This window comes from uncultured Sphingomonas sp. (genome assembly GCF_964244265.1).
Lineage (GTDB): Bacteria > Pseudomonadota > Alphaproteobacteria > Sphingomonadales > Sphingomonadaceae > Sphingomonas.
This window is the reverse complement of record NZ_CAXTHV010000001.1, coordinates 122,764-139,509: the sequence shown is the minus strand read 5'-3', so window position 1 is coordinate 139,509 and position 16,746 is coordinate 122,764. Positions and strand designations below refer to the sequence as shown.

At 67.7% G+C, this 16,746-nt stretch carries 20 protein-coding genes; 9 read left to right on the top strand and 11 right to left on the bottom strand.

Annotation, left to right across the window (positions count from 1 at the left end):
• Nucleotides 1-20 precede the first annotated feature (20 nt).
• Both ACFE7K_RS00770 and ACFE7K_RS00765 read right to left on the bottom strand, forming a co-directional pair.
• Nucleotides 21-1,067 carry a substrate-binding domain-containing protein gene (locus ACFE7K_RS00770; RefSeq protein ID WP_375396241.1) on the bottom strand — a complete coding sequence of 349 codons (1,047 nt, stop codon included), beginning with the start codon at nucleotides 1,065-1,067 and terminating at the stop codon, nucleotides 21-23.
• 63 nt (nucleotides 1,068-1,130) lie between these two features.
• Nucleotides 1,131-2,372, bottom strand: a complete 1,242-nt coding sequence (locus ACFE7K_RS00765) for an ATP-binding protein (protein ID WP_375396240.1) — start codon at nucleotides 2,370-2,372, stop codon at nucleotides 1,131-1,133.
• A gap of 79 nt (nucleotides 2,373-2,451) precedes the next feature.
• Here ACFE7K_RS00765 and ACFE7K_RS00760 point away from each other — a divergent pair, with 79 nt between their 5' ends.
• From ACFE7K_RS00760 to ACFE7K_RS00745, 4 genes are read left to right on the top strand one after another with little or no spacing between them, the layout of a single operon-like run.
• Nucleotides 2,452-2,853, top strand: a complete 402-nt coding sequence (locus tag ACFE7K_RS00760; RefSeq protein ID WP_375396239.1) for a hypothetical protein — start codon at nucleotides 2,452-2,454, stop codon at nucleotides 2,851-2,853.
• Between the two features lie 9 nt (nucleotides 2,854-2,862).
• Nucleotides 2,863-3,132, top strand: a complete 270-nt coding sequence (locus tag ACFE7K_RS00755; protein ID WP_375396238.1) for an HPr-rel-A system PqqD family peptide chaperone — start codon at nucleotides 2,863-2,865, stop codon at nucleotides 3,130-3,132.
• The gene (locus ACFE7K_RS00750; RefSeq protein WP_375396237.1) at nucleotides 3,129-3,989 is read left to right on the top strand and encodes an HprK-related kinase A; all 861 of its coding nucleotides are present in this window, start codon (nucleotides 3,129-3,131) and stop codon (nucleotides 3,987-3,989) included. Before ACFE7K_RS00755 ends, ACFE7K_RS00750 begins: the two co-directional genes overlap by 4 nt.
• Nucleotides 3,974-4,993, top strand: coding sequence for a nucleotidyltransferase family protein (locus ACFE7K_RS00745; RefSeq protein ID WP_375396236.1), 1,020 nt, complete (start codon nucleotides 3,974-3,976; stop codon nucleotides 4,991-4,993). The genes ACFE7K_RS00750 and ACFE7K_RS00745 overlap by 16 nt, the downstream gene beginning before the upstream one ends.
• Before the next feature lie 25 nt (nucleotides 4,994-5,018).
• On the opposite strand, the gene ACFE7K_RS00740 is transcribed toward ACFE7K_RS00745, so the two are convergent.
• Complete coding sequence (locus tag ACFE7K_RS00740) at nucleotides 5,019-5,687, bottom strand: HAD-IA family hydrolase (protein ID WP_375396235.1); 669 nt, start codon at nucleotides 5,685-5,687, stop codon at nucleotides 5,019-5,021.
• Nucleotides 5,688-5,757: 70 nt separating this feature from the next.
• On the opposite strand from ACFE7K_RS00740, the gene glmU reads away from it, so the two are divergent.
• From glmU to glmS, 4 genes are read left to right on the top strand one after another with little or no spacing between them, the layout of a single operon-like run.
• Complete coding sequence (gene glmU, locus ACFE7K_RS00735) at nucleotides 5,758-7,110, top strand: bifunctional UDP-N-acetylglucosamine diphosphorylase/glucosamine-1-phosphate N-acetyltransferase GlmU (protein ID WP_375396234.1); 1,353 nt, start codon at nucleotides 5,758-5,760, stop codon at nucleotides 7,108-7,110.
• 25 nt (nucleotides 7,111-7,135) lie between these two features.
• Nucleotides 7,136-7,372: a ribbon-helix-helix protein, CopG family gene (locus ACFE7K_RS00730; protein WP_375396233.1), complete on the top strand. Its 237-nt coding sequence runs from the start codon at nucleotides 7,136-7,138 to the stop codon at nucleotides 7,370-7,372.
• A 9-nt stretch (nucleotides 7,373-7,381) separates the two neighbouring features.
• Nucleotides 7,382-7,747 (top strand): type II toxin-antitoxin system VapC family toxin, encoded by a 366-nt coding sequence (locus ACFE7K_RS00725; RefSeq protein WP_375396232.1) that lies wholly within the window; start codon nucleotides 7,382-7,384, stop codon nucleotides 7,745-7,747.
• A gap of 16 nt (nucleotides 7,748-7,763) precedes the next feature.
• Nucleotides 7,764-9,587, top strand: a complete 1,824-nt coding sequence (glmS, locus tag ACFE7K_RS00720; RefSeq protein ID WP_375396231.1) for a glutamine--fructose-6-phosphate transaminase (isomerizing) — start codon at nucleotides 7,764-7,766, stop codon at nucleotides 9,585-9,587.
• A gap of 65 nt (nucleotides 9,588-9,652) precedes the next feature.
• On the opposite strand, the gene ACFE7K_RS00715 is transcribed toward glmS, so the two are convergent.
• The 8 genes from ACFE7K_RS00715 to rpmH form a co-directional block, all read right to left on the bottom strand.
• Nucleotides 9,653-9,895 carry a hypothetical protein gene (locus ACFE7K_RS00715; RefSeq protein ID WP_375396230.1) on the bottom strand — a complete coding sequence of 81 codons (243 nt, stop codon included), beginning with the start codon at nucleotides 9,893-9,895 and terminating at the stop codon, nucleotides 9,653-9,655.
• Nucleotides 9,867-10,979: a succinyl-diaminopimelate desuccinylase gene (dapE, locus tag ACFE7K_RS00710; RefSeq protein ID WP_375396229.1), complete on the bottom strand. Its 1,113-nt coding sequence runs from the start codon at nucleotides 10,977-10,979 to the stop codon at nucleotides 9,867-9,869. The genes ACFE7K_RS00715 and dapE overlap by 29 nt, the downstream gene beginning before the upstream one ends.
• 94 nt (nucleotides 10,980-11,073) lie before the next feature.
• A complete protein-coding gene (locus tag ACFE7K_RS00705; RefSeq protein WP_375396228.1) occupies nucleotides 11,074-11,742 on the bottom strand; it encodes a glutathione S-transferase family protein in 669 nt (222 codons plus the stop codon).
• A gap of 45 nt (nucleotides 11,743-11,787) precedes the next feature.
• On the bottom strand, nucleotides 11,788-12,426 hold the full coding sequence (gene yihA / locus ACFE7K_RS00700; RefSeq protein ID WP_375396227.1) for a ribosome biogenesis GTP-binding protein YihA/YsxC: 639 nt from the start codon (nucleotides 12,424-12,426) through the stop codon (nucleotides 11,788-11,790).
• Nucleotides 12,423-14,132, bottom strand: coding sequence for a membrane protein insertase YidC (yidC, locus tag ACFE7K_RS00695; RefSeq protein WP_375396226.1), 1,710 nt, complete (start codon nucleotides 14,130-14,132; stop codon nucleotides 12,423-12,425). The genes yihA and yidC overlap by 4 nt, the downstream gene beginning before the upstream one ends.
• 25 nt (nucleotides 14,133-14,157) lie before the next feature.
• Complete coding sequence (gene yidD, locus ACFE7K_RS00690) at nucleotides 14,158-14,370, bottom strand: membrane protein insertion efficiency factor YidD (protein ID WP_375396225.1); 213 nt, start codon at nucleotides 14,368-14,370, stop codon at nucleotides 14,158-14,160.
• Nucleotides 14,371-14,377: 7 nt separating this feature from the next.
• Nucleotides 14,378-14,704 carry a ribonuclease P protein component gene (gene rnpA, locus ACFE7K_RS00685; RefSeq protein WP_375396224.1) on the bottom strand — a complete coding sequence of 109 codons (327 nt, stop codon included), beginning with the start codon at nucleotides 14,702-14,704 and terminating at the stop codon, nucleotides 14,378-14,380.
• Nucleotides 14,705-14,823: 119 nt separating this feature from the next.
• Nucleotides 14,824-14,958, bottom strand: a complete 135-nt coding sequence (rpmH, locus tag ACFE7K_RS00680; protein WP_066589281.1) for a 50S ribosomal protein L34 — start codon at nucleotides 14,956-14,958, stop codon at nucleotides 14,824-14,826.
• 225 nt (nucleotides 14,959-15,183) lie between these two features.
• Here rpmH and ACFE7K_RS00675 point away from each other — a divergent pair, with 225 nt between their 5' ends.
• The gene (locus ACFE7K_RS00675; RefSeq protein ID WP_375396223.1) at nucleotides 15,184-16,692 is read left to right on the top strand and encodes a YifB family Mg chelatase-like AAA ATPase; all 1,509 of its coding nucleotides are present in this window, start codon (nucleotides 15,184-15,186) and stop codon (nucleotides 16,690-16,692) included.
• The last annotated feature ends 54 nt before the right edge of the window (nucleotides 16,693-16,746 follow it).

Sequence of the window (16,746 nt, the reverse complement as noted above, 5' to 3'; positions counted from 1 at the left end):
TACGCTTTCGGTTGGATCAGTCAGCGCAGGATGGCGGGATCGAGAATGGTGCCGTCCTTGATGATCGCCGCCGACTTGGCGCGGATGTCGGCGGGCGCGGCGATCAGGCCGCGCTTGACCAGCGGGCCGTCGGGCGCCCACGCTTCGGCATAAACCTGGAGGAAGGCGCCCAGATTGGGAATTGCCGCCAGATGCGCCTTCTTGACGTAAAGATAGAGCGGCCGTGCTCCGGGATAGGCACCCGACGATATCGTCTCATAGGTTGGCTCGATGCCGTTCAGCGGCACTCCCGTCAGCCGTCCTTTATTCTCCTGCAGGTACGAATAACCGAAGATGCCGACCGCATTGGGATTGGCCTGGAGCTTCTGGACAATCAGATTGTCGTTCTCCCCGGCGTCGATATAGACCCCGTCGTCGCGAATCCTGGTGCAGATCGTCTTGTATCCGTCCGGCGAGGACGCCTTCATCTGGACCATCGCGGGCATCAGCGCCTCGCAGCCTTTGGCCAAAATCAGTTCGGCCAGGGCGTCGCGCGTGCCGCTGGTCGATGGCGGGCCATAGACCTGGATCGGCGTCGCCGGCAGCGCGGGATTGACGTCCTTCCACGTCTTCGCCTGGTTCTTCTGGTTCATCGGCGTCGCGGCCAGCGCCTTGAAGACGTCGGCGGGCGTCAGCTGCAGCTTGGGGCCGCTCGCCGCCTCGGCAAAGGCGATGCCGTCGATGCCGATCTGGACCTCCATGATGTCGGTGACGCCGTTTGTCTTGCACATTGCATATTCGCCGGCCTTCATCCGGCGCGAGGCATCCTCGATATCGGGGAACTGGCCGCCGACGCCCTTGCAGAACAGGCTCATGCCGCCGCCGGTCCCGGTCGATTCGATTACCGGGGCTTTGGCTCCCGGCGTCTTCGCGACGAATTGTTCGGCGACCATGGTGGTGAACGGAAATACCGTCGAGGAGCCCACGACGCTGATCTGGTCGCGCGTCGCGCCGTCATTGCCGGCCTGGTCAGTGCACGCTGCAAGCGGAATTGCGGCCAAAGCGATGAGGGCGATGGTACGGAACATGTCAGTCCTCCCTCGAGGGGAAACAATGGTCGACCCCCTCGATATGCCCAGGATACAGGCCGCTCAGCGATCCTGTGTGACAACCGTGTTACTCTTTGATGACATTGCGGGCGGTAGGACGATTGTGACGATCGTGCCCTTGCCGACTTCGCTGGCGATATCGAGGCGGCCACGGTGCCGTTCGACGATATGCTTGACGATCGCCAGGCCAAGCCCCGTCCCCCCCAGCGAGCGGCTGCGCCCGGCATCGACGCGATAGAAGCGCTCGGTCAGCCGCGGGATATGCTCGGACGCGATACCATCGCCCTCGTCGGCGACCGACAGCCTGACCATGTTCGCCGAATCGCGCCACAGCCGGACCATTACCGGGGTGCCGGCACGCCCGTATTTCATGGCATTGCCAAGCAGATTGTGGAGCACCTGACTCAGCTGCGCAGGGTCGCCGACGACCGCGGGAACGCCCTCCGCCAGATCGGTCGAGATGGCGCGGGCGCGTGGATCGTGGGTGTCGAGCAATTCCGAGCGGACGTCGGTGATGAGCGCGGCGAGCGCCACCGAGCGATCGGGCAGGCGGTATTTCTCCGCCTCGATGCGGCTGAGCGAGATCAGATCCTCGATCAGCCGCTGCATCCGCCGCGCCTCGTCGAACATCACCTTCAGAAAGCGCTGGCGCGTGGCAGGATCGGCGCCCGCTTTGTCGTCGCTAAGCGTCTCGACAAAGCCCAGAATCGACGCGAGCGGCGTGCGCAGTTCGTGGCTGGCATTGGCGACAAAGTCGACGCGGACGCGCTCGGCGGCATAATTGCCCGTCTGATCGATCAAATGGACGATCCGCTGGCCCGACGGCACGTCGGCGACGTGCATTTCCCAGCGTTGGTCGAGCGTGCCCAGCCCGACCAGGTTGATCGGCGCCGCATCGGCGAGCCCCGACGGCGCGTTCAGACGGTCCGCCGCGGCTGGGTGGCGGATCGCCAGCCGCACGTCCTGGCCGATGATGTGATTGCCGAGCAGCCTTCGCGCCGCCGCATTGGCGTCGCCGACGCGCCCGTCGGCGACCACCAGCAACGGCTCCACGATCGCCTCCAGCACCGGCCCGATCGGCGGTATGACCGGGGCAGGTTCCGGGTCGGGGAGCGGCGGCGCTGCGGCGTCGCCCGCTCCGGCCGCGATCAGCGCGGCCGCCATCCCGCCGACCAGCGCGACCAGACCGGCGGTCGGATCGGCGTCGAGCAGGAACACCGCGCCCGCCGCGACCATCGCGGCAAGCATCGCGAGCATGATACGGGTGCCTAACAGGTGCGCCATTGCCGGCGCCTGTACCCGGCGGCCGATAACCATGCCAGCGGGTTGCCAGGGTGCCGCGAATGTGAAAGGCGTTGGCGCAATGGCCGATCCAACGCACACGGATCTCAACGGGCCGCGCAACGGCGCCCGCCGCGCGCTGATGCTCGGCGCCGCAGGCGCGTCGGCGGTCATCTCGATCCGCCCGGCGCTGGCGCAGGCCAACGCCTCGGTGATGGTGTGCGAGGTGCCGGTGCCCGATCCGGGCCGCGCGGGCAATTATATAGCCGCCGACGGTTCGGTGGTGCCCGCCGGGACCAAGGGTGCGTTCCCCCCGGTGTCGCGGCCGTTCAAGGCGGAGGAGGTGCGCGTCGCGCTCAAGGGCGGCATGCTGCCCGGCACGACTTCCGAACAGAGCAATGCCTATACCGCCTATATCCGTCGCCTTCAGCAGGGGACCGCCGGCTTTACCTGTTTTGCCTCGCTGCAGATGCCGCGCGGCTAGCGTCGTGCCGTGACCCGTTATCGCGGCGTGCCGGCGGCGGCGATCGTACTTCACCCGATCGACATGCTGACCGCGCTTTATCATCGTCAGTCGGGACAGACCCATCTGGTCGCGTCACCCATGCCGGAGGTTCTCGCCTTGCTGGCCGATGAGGCGTTGGCGCTAGACACGCTGCTGGCAAGGCTGAACGAGCATTTCGACGTTGCCGACGCCGACGCCGACGCCCTGCGCGCGCGGCTTGATGAACTCGTGGCGATCGGGCTGGTGGAGCGGCAATGAGGCACCGGTTCGATGTCCGGATCGGGCCGGTCGGTTTCCGCGTCGGAGCCGACTGGCGCGCGCCGATCGATCAGCTCGCAGACCTGTATCGCGACTATCCCGGGTGTGAGGACGGTATTCCGGATTTTACCGTTCGCCTGTTCGCGGCCAGGCCCTGGCGTCGTTGGATTCGGCCCAAGATGATGATGGGCGGCGACTTCGTCCTGCCCGAGGCGGCGCCCGTGGCCTTGCGGCACGGCCTGCTCGCGGCGGAAATGGCGATGAATTTGCAGATGGCACTGGGCCAGCGCCGCTATCTGCTGCTCCATGCCAGCGCGGTCGAACGCGACGGCCATGCGCTGGTGATGACCGGCGTCTCCGGAGCGGGCAAGTCGACCCTTGCGGCGCTGCTTGCGGGGCGCGGGTGGCGGCTGATGGGCGATGAGTTCGTGCTGCTCGATCCGGCGACCAGGCTGGTCCATGCCTTTCCCCGGCTCGTCAGTGTGAAGAACGCGGCGATCGCGGTGGTCGCACGGGCCACGCCCGGAGGACGCTGGGGGCCGCTGCTGGCCGATACGCCAAAGGGCGCGATCCGCCACCTGGTGCCCGACACCCGGGCGATCGCGGCGATGGCCGACCCGGCGCATCCGGCGCTGATCCTGTTCCCCGCTTTCGGACACGATGCCGACATCCGGCCGGTCGCGCCGAGCGAGATGTTCGTCCGGCTGACCCAGGCGTCGACCAACTACGTCGCGCTGGGCGAGCGCGGGTTCGAGGCGTTGACCCGGCTGGTGACCACGGTGCCGGCATGCGCGATCGACTATCCCGATAACGAAGCCGCGCTGCGGCTGGTCGAGCAGGCATGGGCGACGACGTGACCGTCCGCCACCACGCCCGGCTGCTCGCGCGCGCCCTGGCCGATCCAACGTCGGTCGAACGGCTGAATGGCGACGGCTGGACCGCGTTGCTGACGATGGCGCGCGCCGAATTGCTGAGCGCCACGCTGGCATACCGGCTGGCTGGCCTGGCAATGCCGACGGCCGCCGCGCGTTTCCTGGCGGACGCGCGCGCGTCGGCGGAGCAGGGGCGGACGGCGGCCTTGTGGGAGGCGGAGATGGCGCGCCGCGCGCTTGGCCCGCTAGGTGTTCCGATCGTGCTGCTGAAGGGCACCGCCTATCTTGCCGCGGGGCTGGAGGCGGGGCGCGGGCGGTTTGTCGGCGACCTCGACATCCTGGTACCGCGCGCCGCGCTCGATGCGGTCGAGCGGGCGCTGCTCGATGCCGGATGGGAATGGGTCAAGCCAAACCCCTATGATGACGCTTATTATCGCCGATGGATGCACGAACTGCCGCCGCTGATCCACGCCGCGCGCGATCGCCTGATCGATGTCCACCACACGATTCTGCCGCTGACCGCGCGAGCGACGCCCGATGCCGCGGCGATGCTGGCCAATGCGGTGCCGCTGCGCGGCGGGCTCGGCATTCTCGCGCCCGCCGATATGATCTGCCATGCCGCCGCGCACCTGTTCGCCGACGGCGATCTGGGCGGCGGGATGCGCAACCTGTGGGACATCCATTGCCTGGTCGCGGAATTCGGCGTCGCCGGACTGGCCGAGCGTGCCCGGCATCATGGCGTCTGGCCCGCAGTGGCGCGCGCGGCGCGGCAGGCGAACGCGCTTTACGGCACGCAGATACCCGGCGGCTGGCGGGGGCGGGATGCGCTCGATCCGCTGGTCGCCCGGCGGCTGACCGCGCGCGATGGCTGGGGACGGCAGACGCGGTCGTTTACCCGGCTGGGATTCTACGTCCGGTCGCATTGGCTGAGAATGCCGCCCGCGATCCTGGCGCGGCATTTGTGGACCAAGTGGCGCAGGAGCGGCTGAGCAGAATGCAAAGGAGGTCATGCCATCAGGTCCACCGCGATCTCCCCGAACCTGCCGCCAGTTCCTCCAGCGCCACCGGCAGATCAGCATGGCGGGTGAAAGAGATATCGGCGCCCGAAATCGCGCCGAATGTCGCCACGGGGATATTTGCGCCGTGCGCCGCCGCGACGTCGAAGTGCGAATCGCCGACGAACGCGGCGCGACCGCCGCCGCATCGCCGGATCATCTCGCGGATCGGCGCCGGATCGGGCTTGGCGATGCCGATCGTGTCGCCGCCGATGATGCAGGCGAAGCGGTTGCGCAGGCCCAGCGCGTCGAGCAGGGCGACCGACAACCGCTCGAGCTTGTTGGACATCACCGCCAAGGTCACGCCGCGCGCCGCCAGCGCATCCAGCGCCGCCACCACGCCGGGAAACGGCCGGGTGTGCACGGCGATATGCGCCGCATAATGATCGAGCAGCACGGGCAGCAGGGCGTCGATTCTGGCCGCATCCGCGTCGCCAGTTGCCGCCATCGCGCGCTCCAGCAGCAGCCGGACGCCGCCCCCGATCATCGGCCGGACCTGATCTACCGGCAGCATCGCCCGGCCATCGACCGACAATGCGTGGTTGACCGCCGCCGAAAGGTCCGCGGCGCTGTCGACTAGCGTTCCATCGAGGTCGAAGCCGACGATGTCGAACGGGAAGGGCGTCATACTTCCCCGTGCCAGCGACGCTATGGAATTGACAGGACGTTCGTGGCAGGGCGCGCGGCGGAGGTCCCGCATGCCCGAACCGATCGCCGCGATCATTCTTGCCGCCGGCAAGGGCACGCGGATGAAGTCCGACCTGCACAAGGTGCTCCATCCGATCGCCGCGCGGCCGATGCTGCTCCATCTGGTCGACAGCGTCGCCACGCTCGGCGCCGTGCGAACAATTGTCGTCACCGGCGCCGGCCGCGATCAGGTCGAGGCGGCGGTTGTGCCGTTGGGGGTAGGGATAGCGGTTCAGGCCGACCAGCTCGGCACGGGCCATGCGGTGGCTCAGGCGCAGGCCGCGTTGACGGGGTTCGCCGGCGATGTGCTGATCCTCTATGGGGACGTGCCGCTGGTGACGACCGCGACGATGCAGCGCATGCTCGACCGGCTGCATGCCGCCGATGCCCCCGCGATTGTGGTGCTCGGCTTCCGCCCCGCTGACCCCGCCGCTTATGGCCGGGTGATCGCCGACGCCGAAGGCCGGATCGCGCGGATGGTCGAGTTCAAGGATGCCTCGCTCGAAGAACGTGCGGTAACGCTCTGCAATTCGGGGTTGATGGCGGTGCGCTCGACCGACCTGTTCGAGCTGCTCGCCCGCGTCGGCAACGACAATGCGGCGCACGAATATTACCTGCCCGATATCGTGATGCTGGCCGCCGGCGACGGTCGCGCATCGGCGGTGGTCGAGACGGACGCCGGGGAAGTCGCGGGCGTGAACAGCCGTGCCGAACTCGCCGCCGTCGAAGCGGCGTGGCAGCATCGCCGCCGCGCCCGGGCGATGGCCGACGGCGCGACGTTGATTGCGCCTAAGACAGTGTGGTTCGCGCACGATACGATAATCGGTCGCGACGTGACGATCGAGCCCGACGTGATCTTCGGCCCCGGCGTCACCATCGCCGATGGCGTCACGATCAGGGGCTTCAGCCACATTGCCGGCGCCATCATCGAGAAGGACGCGATTGTCGGGCCCTATAGCCGCCTGCGTCCCGGTGTGGTGGTGGGCGAGGCGGCACATGTCGGCAATTTCGTCGAACTCAAGCAGGCGGTGCTGGGCAAGGGCGCCAAGGCCAACCACCTGTCCTATCTGGGCGATGCCGAGATCGGCGCCGGGGCGAATGTCGGCGCGGGCACGATTACCTGCAATTACGACGGTTTCTTCAAATACGCGACGAAGATCGGCGAGGGGGCGTTCATCGGCTCCAACTCGGCGCTGGTTGCGCCGGTAACGATAGGGGCAGGGGCGATCACCGCCGCCGGATCGGTGGTGACGCGTGACGTCGAGCCTGACGCATTGTGCCTGGCTCGCCCCGAGCAGATCGCGAAGGCCGGCTGGGCAAGGCGTTTCCGGGATCGCATGCGGGCGAGAAAGGCTGGCGCATGATATCGTGTCATGATATCGATACACAATGCGCACGCTGGTCGATATCCCCGAGAATGACATTCGCAAGCTCGACGCGCTGGCGGCCCGGACGAAGCGTTCACGTGCGGCCGAGATACGCGACGCGGTGGCGCGGCATCTTCGCGAGGAAGTCGACAAATCGTGGATCTACGGTGAGGGCTTCGGCTATTGGAAGGATCGCGACGATATCGGCGATGCGGTCGAGTATCAGCGGGATATGCGGCGCGACCGCGACGAACCGTGAGCGCTGGCCGTGAGCGCTGGATTTTTCGACACCGATATCGTGATCGACTGGCTGCGCCGCTATCCGCAAGCGGCGGAGGAGATTGCCCGGTACGACACGCACCGGATCAGTCGCGTCACGTGGAGCGAGGTGCTGGCGGGCGAGCCATCGCAGGCCCGTGAACGGATAAGGCGCATGATCGGGCATTTCGACGTCGTGGAGCTCGACGAAGAGATCGCCACGATCGCCGCTGACATCCGCCACGCCACCCGCATGAAGCTGCTCGACGCACTCATCCTGGCGACCGCGCGGGTTCGCGGAGCCCTGCTCATCACCCGCAACACCAAGGCTTTCCCGCCCGAAATGCCCGGAATTCGGATACCCTACACCCTCTAGTCTGAAAGTATCCCGCATGTGCGGTATCGTCGGTATCGTCGGCACCAAATTGGTGGCGGATCGCCTGCTCGACGGGCTCAAGCGGCTCGAATATCGCGGCTATGATTCGGCCGGGATTGCGACCGTATTCGAGGGCGGGATCGAGCGGCGGCGTGCTTCCGGGAAACTGGTCAATTTGGCCAATGAACTCGCCGCGCACCCGCTGTCCGGCGATACCGGCATCGCCCATACCCGCTGGGCGACGCATGGCGGGCCGACCACGAGCAACGCGCATCCGCACGCGACCGGCGAGGTGGCGCTGGTCCACAACGGCATCATCGAGAATTTCAAGCCGCTGCGCGACGAGCTGATCGCGCGGGGTCGGACGTTCGACAGCGAGACCGATACCGAGGTGGTCGCGCATCTGGTCAGCGAAAAGGTCGAGGAAGGTATGACCCCTGCCGCGGCGGTGGCGGCGGTGCTGCCGCGACTGCACGGCGCGTTCGCGCTGGCGATCCTGTTCCGCAGGCATCCCGGATTGCTGGTCGGCGCGCGGCTCGGCTCGCCGCTGGTGGTCGGTTACGGCGATGGCGAGACCTATCTCGGATCGGACGCGCTGGCGCTCGCGCCACTGACGCAGCGGATTGCCTATCTCGACGAGGGCGACTGGGTCGTCATCACGCGGGACGGCGCGCAAATTTACGACAAGGACGATAATCCTGTAGATCGACCGATCACGATCTCCGGCGCCAGCCACGAAGTGACGTCGAAGGGCAATTACCCTTATTACATGCTCAAGGAGATATACGAGCAGCCGATCGTCGTCGCGCAGACATTGCGCAGCTACCTTCAGCGGATGGAGGACCGGGTGACGCTGCCGATCCCCGACTTCGATCTCGGCGCGATCAGGCGCGTGACGATCGTCGCGTGCGGCACCAGCTTCTATGCGGGAATGGTCGCCAAATATTGGTTCGAGCAATTCGCCCGCGTGCCTGTCGACCTCGATGTCGCGAGCGAGTTCCGCTATCGCGCGCCCGTAATGGAGGAAGGCGGGCTGATGATCGTCATCAGCCAGTCTGGCGAGACCGCCGACACCCTTGCTGCGCTCCGCCACGCCAAGGCCGAGGGGCAGAAGATCGCCGCCGTCGTCAACGTGCCCACCAGCACCATGGCGCGCGAGGCCGACCTGCTGCTACCGACGCATGCCGGGCCGGAGATCGGCGTCGCCTCGACCAAGGCATTCACCTGCCAGCTGGCGGTGCTGGCGGCGCTGGCGGCGAACCTGGCGCGTGCCAAGGGCCGGCTGAGCCCCGCCGAGGAGAAGGAGATCGTCCGCCATCTGGGCGAGGCGCCGGCGGCGCTGAACGCGGCTTTGGCCTATGACGAAACGATCGCGGCGATGGCGCACAACGTCGCGGGCGCGCGCGACGTCCTCTATCTGGGGCGTGGCACCGATTATCCGCTGGCGCTGGAAGGAGCGCTGAAGCTCAAGGAAATCAGCTACATCCATGCCGAAGGTTATGCGGCGGGCGAGATGAAGCACGGCCCGATCGCGCTGATCGACGACGCCGTGCCGGTGATCGTCATCGCGCCGTCGGGGCCGTTGTTCGACAAGACCGTCAGCAACATGCAGGAGGTCCAGGCGCGGGGCGGCAAGGTCATCCTGATCAGCGACTATGACGGCATCCGGGCGGCGGGAGAGGGCTGTATGGCGACGATCACCATGCCCAAGGTCCACCCGCTGATCGCGCCCCTGGTCTATGCCGTGCCGGTGCAACTGCTCGCCTATCACGTCGCCGTCGCCAAGGGCACCGACGTCGATCAGCCGCGCAACCTGGCCAAGTCCGTCACCGTCGAATGATCGCGCCATTGTCGCCGGTAGGCCGTCATGTCTTGGGGGTTCGCGCAGCTCGATGCGTTCGATGATCACAAGCCCAAGCGGGAATAACGTGATCCAGATGCCGGTGCCGAACGCAACGGGCTTGTATTGCTGGCGCTCCACCCCTTCCGGGTAACGCGGTAATCGGCCAGCACCGCCAGCAGCAGGGTGAACAGGCTGGCGAGGTTCATCTCGATGTACAAAGCCAGCCCCGCGCACCAGGCGATAAAGGTCGAACAGCCACCGATGAAGGATTGCGTCTCACGCCGCGCGTTCGATGATCCGCGCATAGATCGCGGTCAGCATCGCCAGGTCGTCCAGCGTCACCGCCTCGTCGACCTTGTGCATGGTCGCGTTGACCAGTCCGAGTTCGACGGTCGGGCACAATTTGACCAGGAACCGGGCGTCGCTGGTGCCGCCGGTGGTCGACAACTCGGCCGTCACCCCGGCCACCTCGGCGATCGCGGCGACGACCAGCGCCGACAGCGCGCCCGGCGCGGTCAGGAACGCCTCGCCCGAGATGCGTGCCCTGAACCGTGCGCCGGGCGCATGGGCGCGCACCGTCGCCTCCACCAGCCGGATCAGGTCCTCGCCGCGATGCAGGTCGTTGAAGCGGATGCTCAGCCGCGCGCCCGCCTTGGCCGGGATGACGTTGGCCGCCGGGTTGCCGACCGCCACATCGGTGATCTCGAGGTTCGATCGCTGGAACCACGCCGTGCCGGTGTCGAGCTCGATCGCCTGCAGCCGGGCGAGCGCGGCGATCAGCGGCGTGATCGGATTGTCGGCCAGGTGCGGATAGGCGACATGGCCCTGCCGTCCCGGTATCTCGATCCAGACGTTGAGCGATCCGCGCCGCCCGATCTTGACGGTATCGCCGATCCGCGCGGTCGATGTCGGTTCGCCGACGATGCACATGTCCGGCGCGATGTGCCGCGTCGCCATGCGCTCGATGATCGCGCGCGTGCCATGGGTCGCCGGCCCTTCCTCGTCGCCGGTGATCAGCAGCGTCAGCGTGGATCCCCCGGCGCGGCCCGCGGCCGCGGCGAACGCGGCGACCGCCCCCTTCATGTCGACCGCGCCGCGCCCGTATAGCAGGCCGTCGCGCACCACCGGATCGAACGCGCCGCCGGTCCAGCCTTCGCCCGGCGGCACGACGTCCAGGTGTCCGGCAAAGGCGAGATGGCGCCCGCTGCCAGGACGGGTGGCGATCATGTTCTCGACCGGGCCGTCGGGCGCCTCGCCGACCACGAAGCGATCGACGTCGAACCCGATGTCGGCAAGCGAGCGGGCGAGCACGTCGAAGACCGCCCCGCGCGCCGGTGTGACGCTGTCGGCGGCGATCAGCGCCCTGGCCAGCTCGACGACATCCGGCACCAAAGGTCTCCAGCAAAGAAGACGGCATTGCCCAAGCTCGACCTCGACACAATCCCCGCGCCCCCGCGCCGGCGACTATCCCGATTGGCGCACCCTAGGCCGCCGCCGGTTGCTCGAACTTCTCGATCACCCAATCCTCCTCCTGCGCGGCGGCGATCCAGTCCTGCAGGAAGGGATGGTTGAGGACGGCGGTGACGTACGGCCCGGCAAAGCGCGCGATCGGCAGCGAATAGGTCGCGATCCGCGTGCAGACGGGGGCGAACATGATATCGGCCGCGCCGAAATCGCCGAACAGAAATTCGCCGTCGCCGCCGAACCGGGCCCGCGCCTGCGCCCACAATTCCATCAGCCGCTCCAGTTCGGCCAGCACGTCGTTGTCGGGCCGTGACGGCGGATAGACGTTGCGGATATTCATCCCGTGCTTGCTGCGCAAGGCGGCGAACCCCGAATGCATCTCGGCGGCCATCGATCGCGCCATCGCGCGCGCGGCGTCGCCATGGGGCCAGAACTTCTCGCCGCCGGTGCGGTCGTCCAGGAACTCGACGATCGCCAGGCTGTCCCACACGACGATGTCGCCGTCCCACAGGATCGGCACCTTGCCCGATGACGGCGCGAACTCGTCGCCTTGCCGGCGCTTGTCCCAATCGGCGTCGTACAGCGGGACGACGACCTCCTCGAACGGCAATCCCGATTGCTTGCAGGCCAGCCAGCCGCGCAGCGACCAGCTGGAATAGGCCTTGTTGCCGATGATGAGCTTGAGCATGCGCCGGCGATAGCGGCAGGCAAGGCACCTTCACAAGCCTGGATCCTACCCGATCGCCTCGATGACCGCGGCGCGCAGGGCGGCGATGCCGAGCCCGGTCTCGCTCGACGTCGCCAGGATGTCGGGATGCGCGGCGGGGCGTTGGCGGGCCTCGGCCCGGGTCTCGCCGATGACGCGGTCGAGGTCGGTCGGCTTGATCTTGTCGGCCTTGGTCAGGACCAGGCGATAGCTGACCGCCGCCTTGTCGAGCATGTCCATCACCTCGCGGTCGACATCCTTCAGGCCGTGGCGCGCATCGACCAGCACCAGCGCGCGCTTCAGCACGTCGCGCCCGCGCAGGAAGTCGTTGATCAGGAACCGCCATGTGCGGACCACGTCCCTGGGCGCCTTGGCAAAGCCATAGCCCGGCATGTCGACCAGCCGGAACGCGAGCGGATCGCCCATGTCGAAGAAGTTCAGCTCCTGCGTCCGCCCCGGCGTGTTCGAGGTGCGCGCGAGACCATTGCGGTTGGTCAGCGCGTTGAGCAGCGACGACTTGCCGACGTTCGACCTGCCCGCAAACGCCACTTCGGGGACGACCGCGTCAGGCAGATGCTCAAGCGCCGGCGCTGACTTGAGGAACCCGACCGGCCCGGCGAAGATCCTGCGCGCCGCCTCGATCGCATCGTCACCGAACGCCGTCACTGCACCTTGGCCACCGGCTGCCTGAGCGCCGGATGCCGCGCATAGAGGATGCGTTGCTGCAGCACGGTCAGCAGGTTCGACGTGATCCAATATACCTGGAGGCCCACCGCGAAGGGCGCCATGACGAACATCAGCACCCACGGCATCAGTGCGAAGACCTGTTTCTGCGCCTCGTCCATCGGCGCCGGATTCATCCGGAACTGAAGCCACATCGATACGCCCAGCAGGATCGGGATCACGCCGATCGCGATGAAGTGCGGCGGGGAAAAGGCCAGCAGGCCGAACAGGTTGATCGGCGTCAGCGGGTCGGGCGCCGACAGGTCGCGGATCCACAGGCCGAACGGCTGGTGGCGCATCTCGATCGTCAGCAGCAGCACCTTGTACAGCGAATACATGATCGGGATCTGGAGCAGCGTCGGCGCGCAGCCGGCAAGCGGATTGACGCCTTCGGTCTTGTACAGCGCCATCACTTCCTGTTGCTGGCGAACCTTGTCGTCCTTGTGCTTTTCCTGGAGCGCCTTCATCTTCGGCTGGATCGCGCGCATCGCCGCCATGCTGGCGAACTGGCGCTGGGCGATCGGGAAGATCAGCAGGCGGATGGTCAGCGTCAGCAGCATGATCGCCACGCCGAAATTGCCGACCGTGCGGAACAGCCAGTCGAGATAGTAGAAGATCGGTTTCTCGACCATCCAGAACCAGCCCCAGTCGATCGCGAAGCTGAGGTCGTCGATACCCAGTTTCTGTTCGTACGAATCGAGCAGGCGGACTTCCTTGGCGCCGGCGAAGAAGTGGCTGGTCTGGGTCAGCGACGTGCCGGGGGCGAGCATGCGGGGCTGGCGGGCATAATCGGCCTGGTACGCCTTGTTCGCGCCGGCGCGGAACTGGCCGTCGAACGGCGCCTTCTGATCGGGGATCAGCGCGGTAAGCCAATATTTGTCGGTAAAGCCCAGCCACCCGCCGGCCGTTGTGAAACGTTGCGGCCCCTTGTCGACGTCCTTGAAGTTCGTCCCGTAATCGGCCTTGCCCTCATGCACCGACATTGGCCCGATCTGGATCGTCCAGGTATCGGGATCGGTGGGCACGCCCGCGCGGCTGACCAGGCCGTACGGCGCCACCGGCACCGCCGCATTGCCGCCATTGGCCACCATCTGGTCGATCGTGAACATATAGCCGTCGTCAATCGCAATGCGGATCGCGAAGCGCTGGCCCTGGGCGTTGGCGCTGGTCAGCGTGACCGGCCTGCCCGGCGCCAGCACGGACGACGACGCGGTCCACACCGTGTCGCCGGTCGGCGGCTTCAGCCCGTCGTCGCGCCAGCCGAAGCCGGTGAAATACGCATTCGCGGCGCCCGATGGGGACAACAGGCGGATCGGCGCCGAATCCTTGGCGATCGTCTCCTTGTACTGGACCAGGATCAGGTCGTCGATCCGCACGCCCTTCAGGTTGATCGATCCCTTCAGCGTCGGCGTGTCGATGACGACGCGCGGGCTTTCCTTCAGTACTGCCGCGCGGTCGCGCAGCGCACCCGGCGAATCGGCGGTGGGATCCGCCCCGGGATTGGGCTGGACCCTGGTCTTGCCGCCCTCGACCCGGGTCACCGGCGGATTGGCGGTAGGGAACAGGCGGCCGGCAATCAGCGGCCAGCCGAACAGGATCAGCGCGGCGATCACCGCGAACGTCAGGAAATTGCGATTGTCGTTATTCACCCGCGCGGCAGCCTTCGGTCAGAAATCAGGGGACGGGATCGGGGCCATACCCGCCCCAGGGATGGCATCGGCCGATCCGCCTGATCGCCAGCCACCCGCCCTTCAGCGCGCCATAGCGGCGAAGCGCGGTTATTGCATAGGCCGAACACGACGGCTGGAACCGGCAGGTCGGGGGCATCATCGCCGACGGCCCCCTTTGCCACCCGACTACCAGCAGGATCAGCAGCCGGGCGATCATCGGACGATCATCGCGCGACCTTGCGCAATGCCTTGGCCAGATCGCCTTCCAGCCGCGCGAAGTCGCGGACCAGCGCCTCGCTGCGGCCGATCAGGACATGGTCGGCGCCGCGCACGCCGCCCATGGGCAGCACCGATCGCGCCAGCGCGCGAAAGCGCCGCTTGATGCGGTTGCGGACCACCGCATTGCCGATCTTCCTGGTCACGGTATAGCCGATGCGCATTGCCGGATCGCCGTCACCGCGATCGCGGACCAGCAGCACGAAGGCCGGCATGGGTGCGCGCCGACCGCCATTGGCGGCCAGGAAATCGCGCCGTTTTGTGAGAGTTGTCATGGCTATACTGGGAACGGTGCCGGCCCGCTCCCCCATCCGGCCTTCCATGGGATAAATCGATTGGGAAGCCAGGTGGGGGAGCGGGCCGGCACCAACATCCTGCAAAGCAGGACCAGACGTTAAGCCGACAGCTTCTTGCGGCCGCGATTGCGGCGGGCGCGGATCACGTTGCGACCGCCCACCGTCGCCATCCGCGCGCGGAAGCCGTGCCGGCGCGCGCGCACCAGGTTGCTCGGCTGAAAGGTCCGCTTCATCGTTCATTCCCTAAGATCATGCCAACGCGAAACGGCCGCCCCGGGAGGGACGGCCTCTTGGCCGGCGCCGATACCCCCAACCCCGTGCCAAGTCAACGCGACCGGCCGACGAATCGGCCTGTTCGTCCGGTCGTTTGCGGCTATGGTCGGGCGGGGCAACACTGCGCGGGGGGAGGCGTTGGTCTTCGGCGTTCTCTTCAGCGTTCATCGCCGGCTCGTCCTCCGGTGACCGCGCTCGTTTCCACGGTCGCCTATCTCGGGCTGGAGGCGCGGGGGGTCGAGGTGCAGGTCAGCCTGATCGCCGGGATCCCCAGCTTCACCGTCGTCGGTCTCGCCGACAAGGCGGTGGGGGAAAGCCGCGAGCGGGTGCGCGGGGCGATCGCGGCGATCGGCCTGTCGCTGCCGCCCAAGCGGATCGTCGTCAACCTGTCGCCCGCCGACCTGCCCAAGGAGGGCACGCATTTCGACCTGCCGATCGCCCTGGCCCTGCTCGGCGCAATGGGCGTGGTCGATGCCGAGACGCTGGGCGACTTCGTCGTGGTCGGCGAGCTGGGGCTCGACGCCCGGATCGCGCCGTCGCCCGGCGTGCTGCTGGCCGCGCTCCACGCCTCGACCAAGGGCAGGGGGCTGATCTGTCCGGCGGTGCAGGGCGCCGAGGCGGCGTGGGCGGGATCGGTGGACGTCGTCGCCGCGCCCGACATCCTGTCGCTGCTCAACCACCTGAAGGGGACCCAGCTGATCGCCGCGCCGCGCCCGGGCGAGGCGGCGGTGGCGGCGACCGGCCCCGATCTCCGTCAGGTCAAGGGGCAGGAGACCGCCAAGCGCGCGCTGGAGATTGCGGCGGCCGGCGGGCACAATTTGCTGATGGTCGGCCCGCCGGGCGCGGGCAAGTCGCTGATGGCGTCGTGCCTGCCCGGCATCCTGCCGCCGCTGGACGCCGGCGAGGCGCTGGAGGCGTCGATGGTCCAGTCGATCGCGGGGACGCTGGACGGCGGTCGGATCACCACCGCGCGGCCGTTTCGCAGCCCGCATCATTCGGCCTCGATGGCGGCGTTGGTCGGCGGCGGCCTGCGCGTGCGGCCGGGCGAGGTCAGCCTCGCGCATCTCGGCGTGCTGTTCCTCGACGAACTCCCCGAATTCCAGCGCGCGGTACTCGATTCGCTGCGCCAGCCGCTCGAGACCGGCACGGTCAGCGTGGCGCGCGCCAACGCGCACGTCACCTTTCCGGCGCGCGTCCAGCTGGTCGCGGCGATGAATCCATGCCGCTGCGGACATCTGGGGGATGCCGCGCTGGCGTGCGCGCGGGCGCCGCGTTGCGCCGCCGATTACCAGGCGAAAGTGTCGGGGCCGCTGCTCGACCGCATCGACCTGCATGTCGAGGTCCAGGCGGTGAGCGCCGCCGACCTTGTCCTGCCGCCGCCGGCGGAGGGGTCCGCCCAGGTCGCCGCGCGGGTCGCCGCCGCGCGATCGGTGCAGCGCGCGCGTTACGCCGATGCCGCCGCGCGAACCAATGCCGAAGCGGAGGGTGACGTGCTGGCGGCGGCGGCGACGCCCGACGAGCCCGGCCGCCAGTTGCTCGCCCAGGCGTCCGCCGCGATGCGGCTGTCCGCCCGGGGCTATGCCCGGATATTGCGAGTCGCGCGCACCATCGCCGACCTGGCGGGCGCCGGCGACGTGAGGCGGGTGCATATCGCCGAGGCGCTGAGCTATCGCCGCCGACCGCCGACCGGCTGATCACGGGCACCATGCCCGCTTGGTGGTTGAAATTCGTCCCGTCCCGCGCCAGTC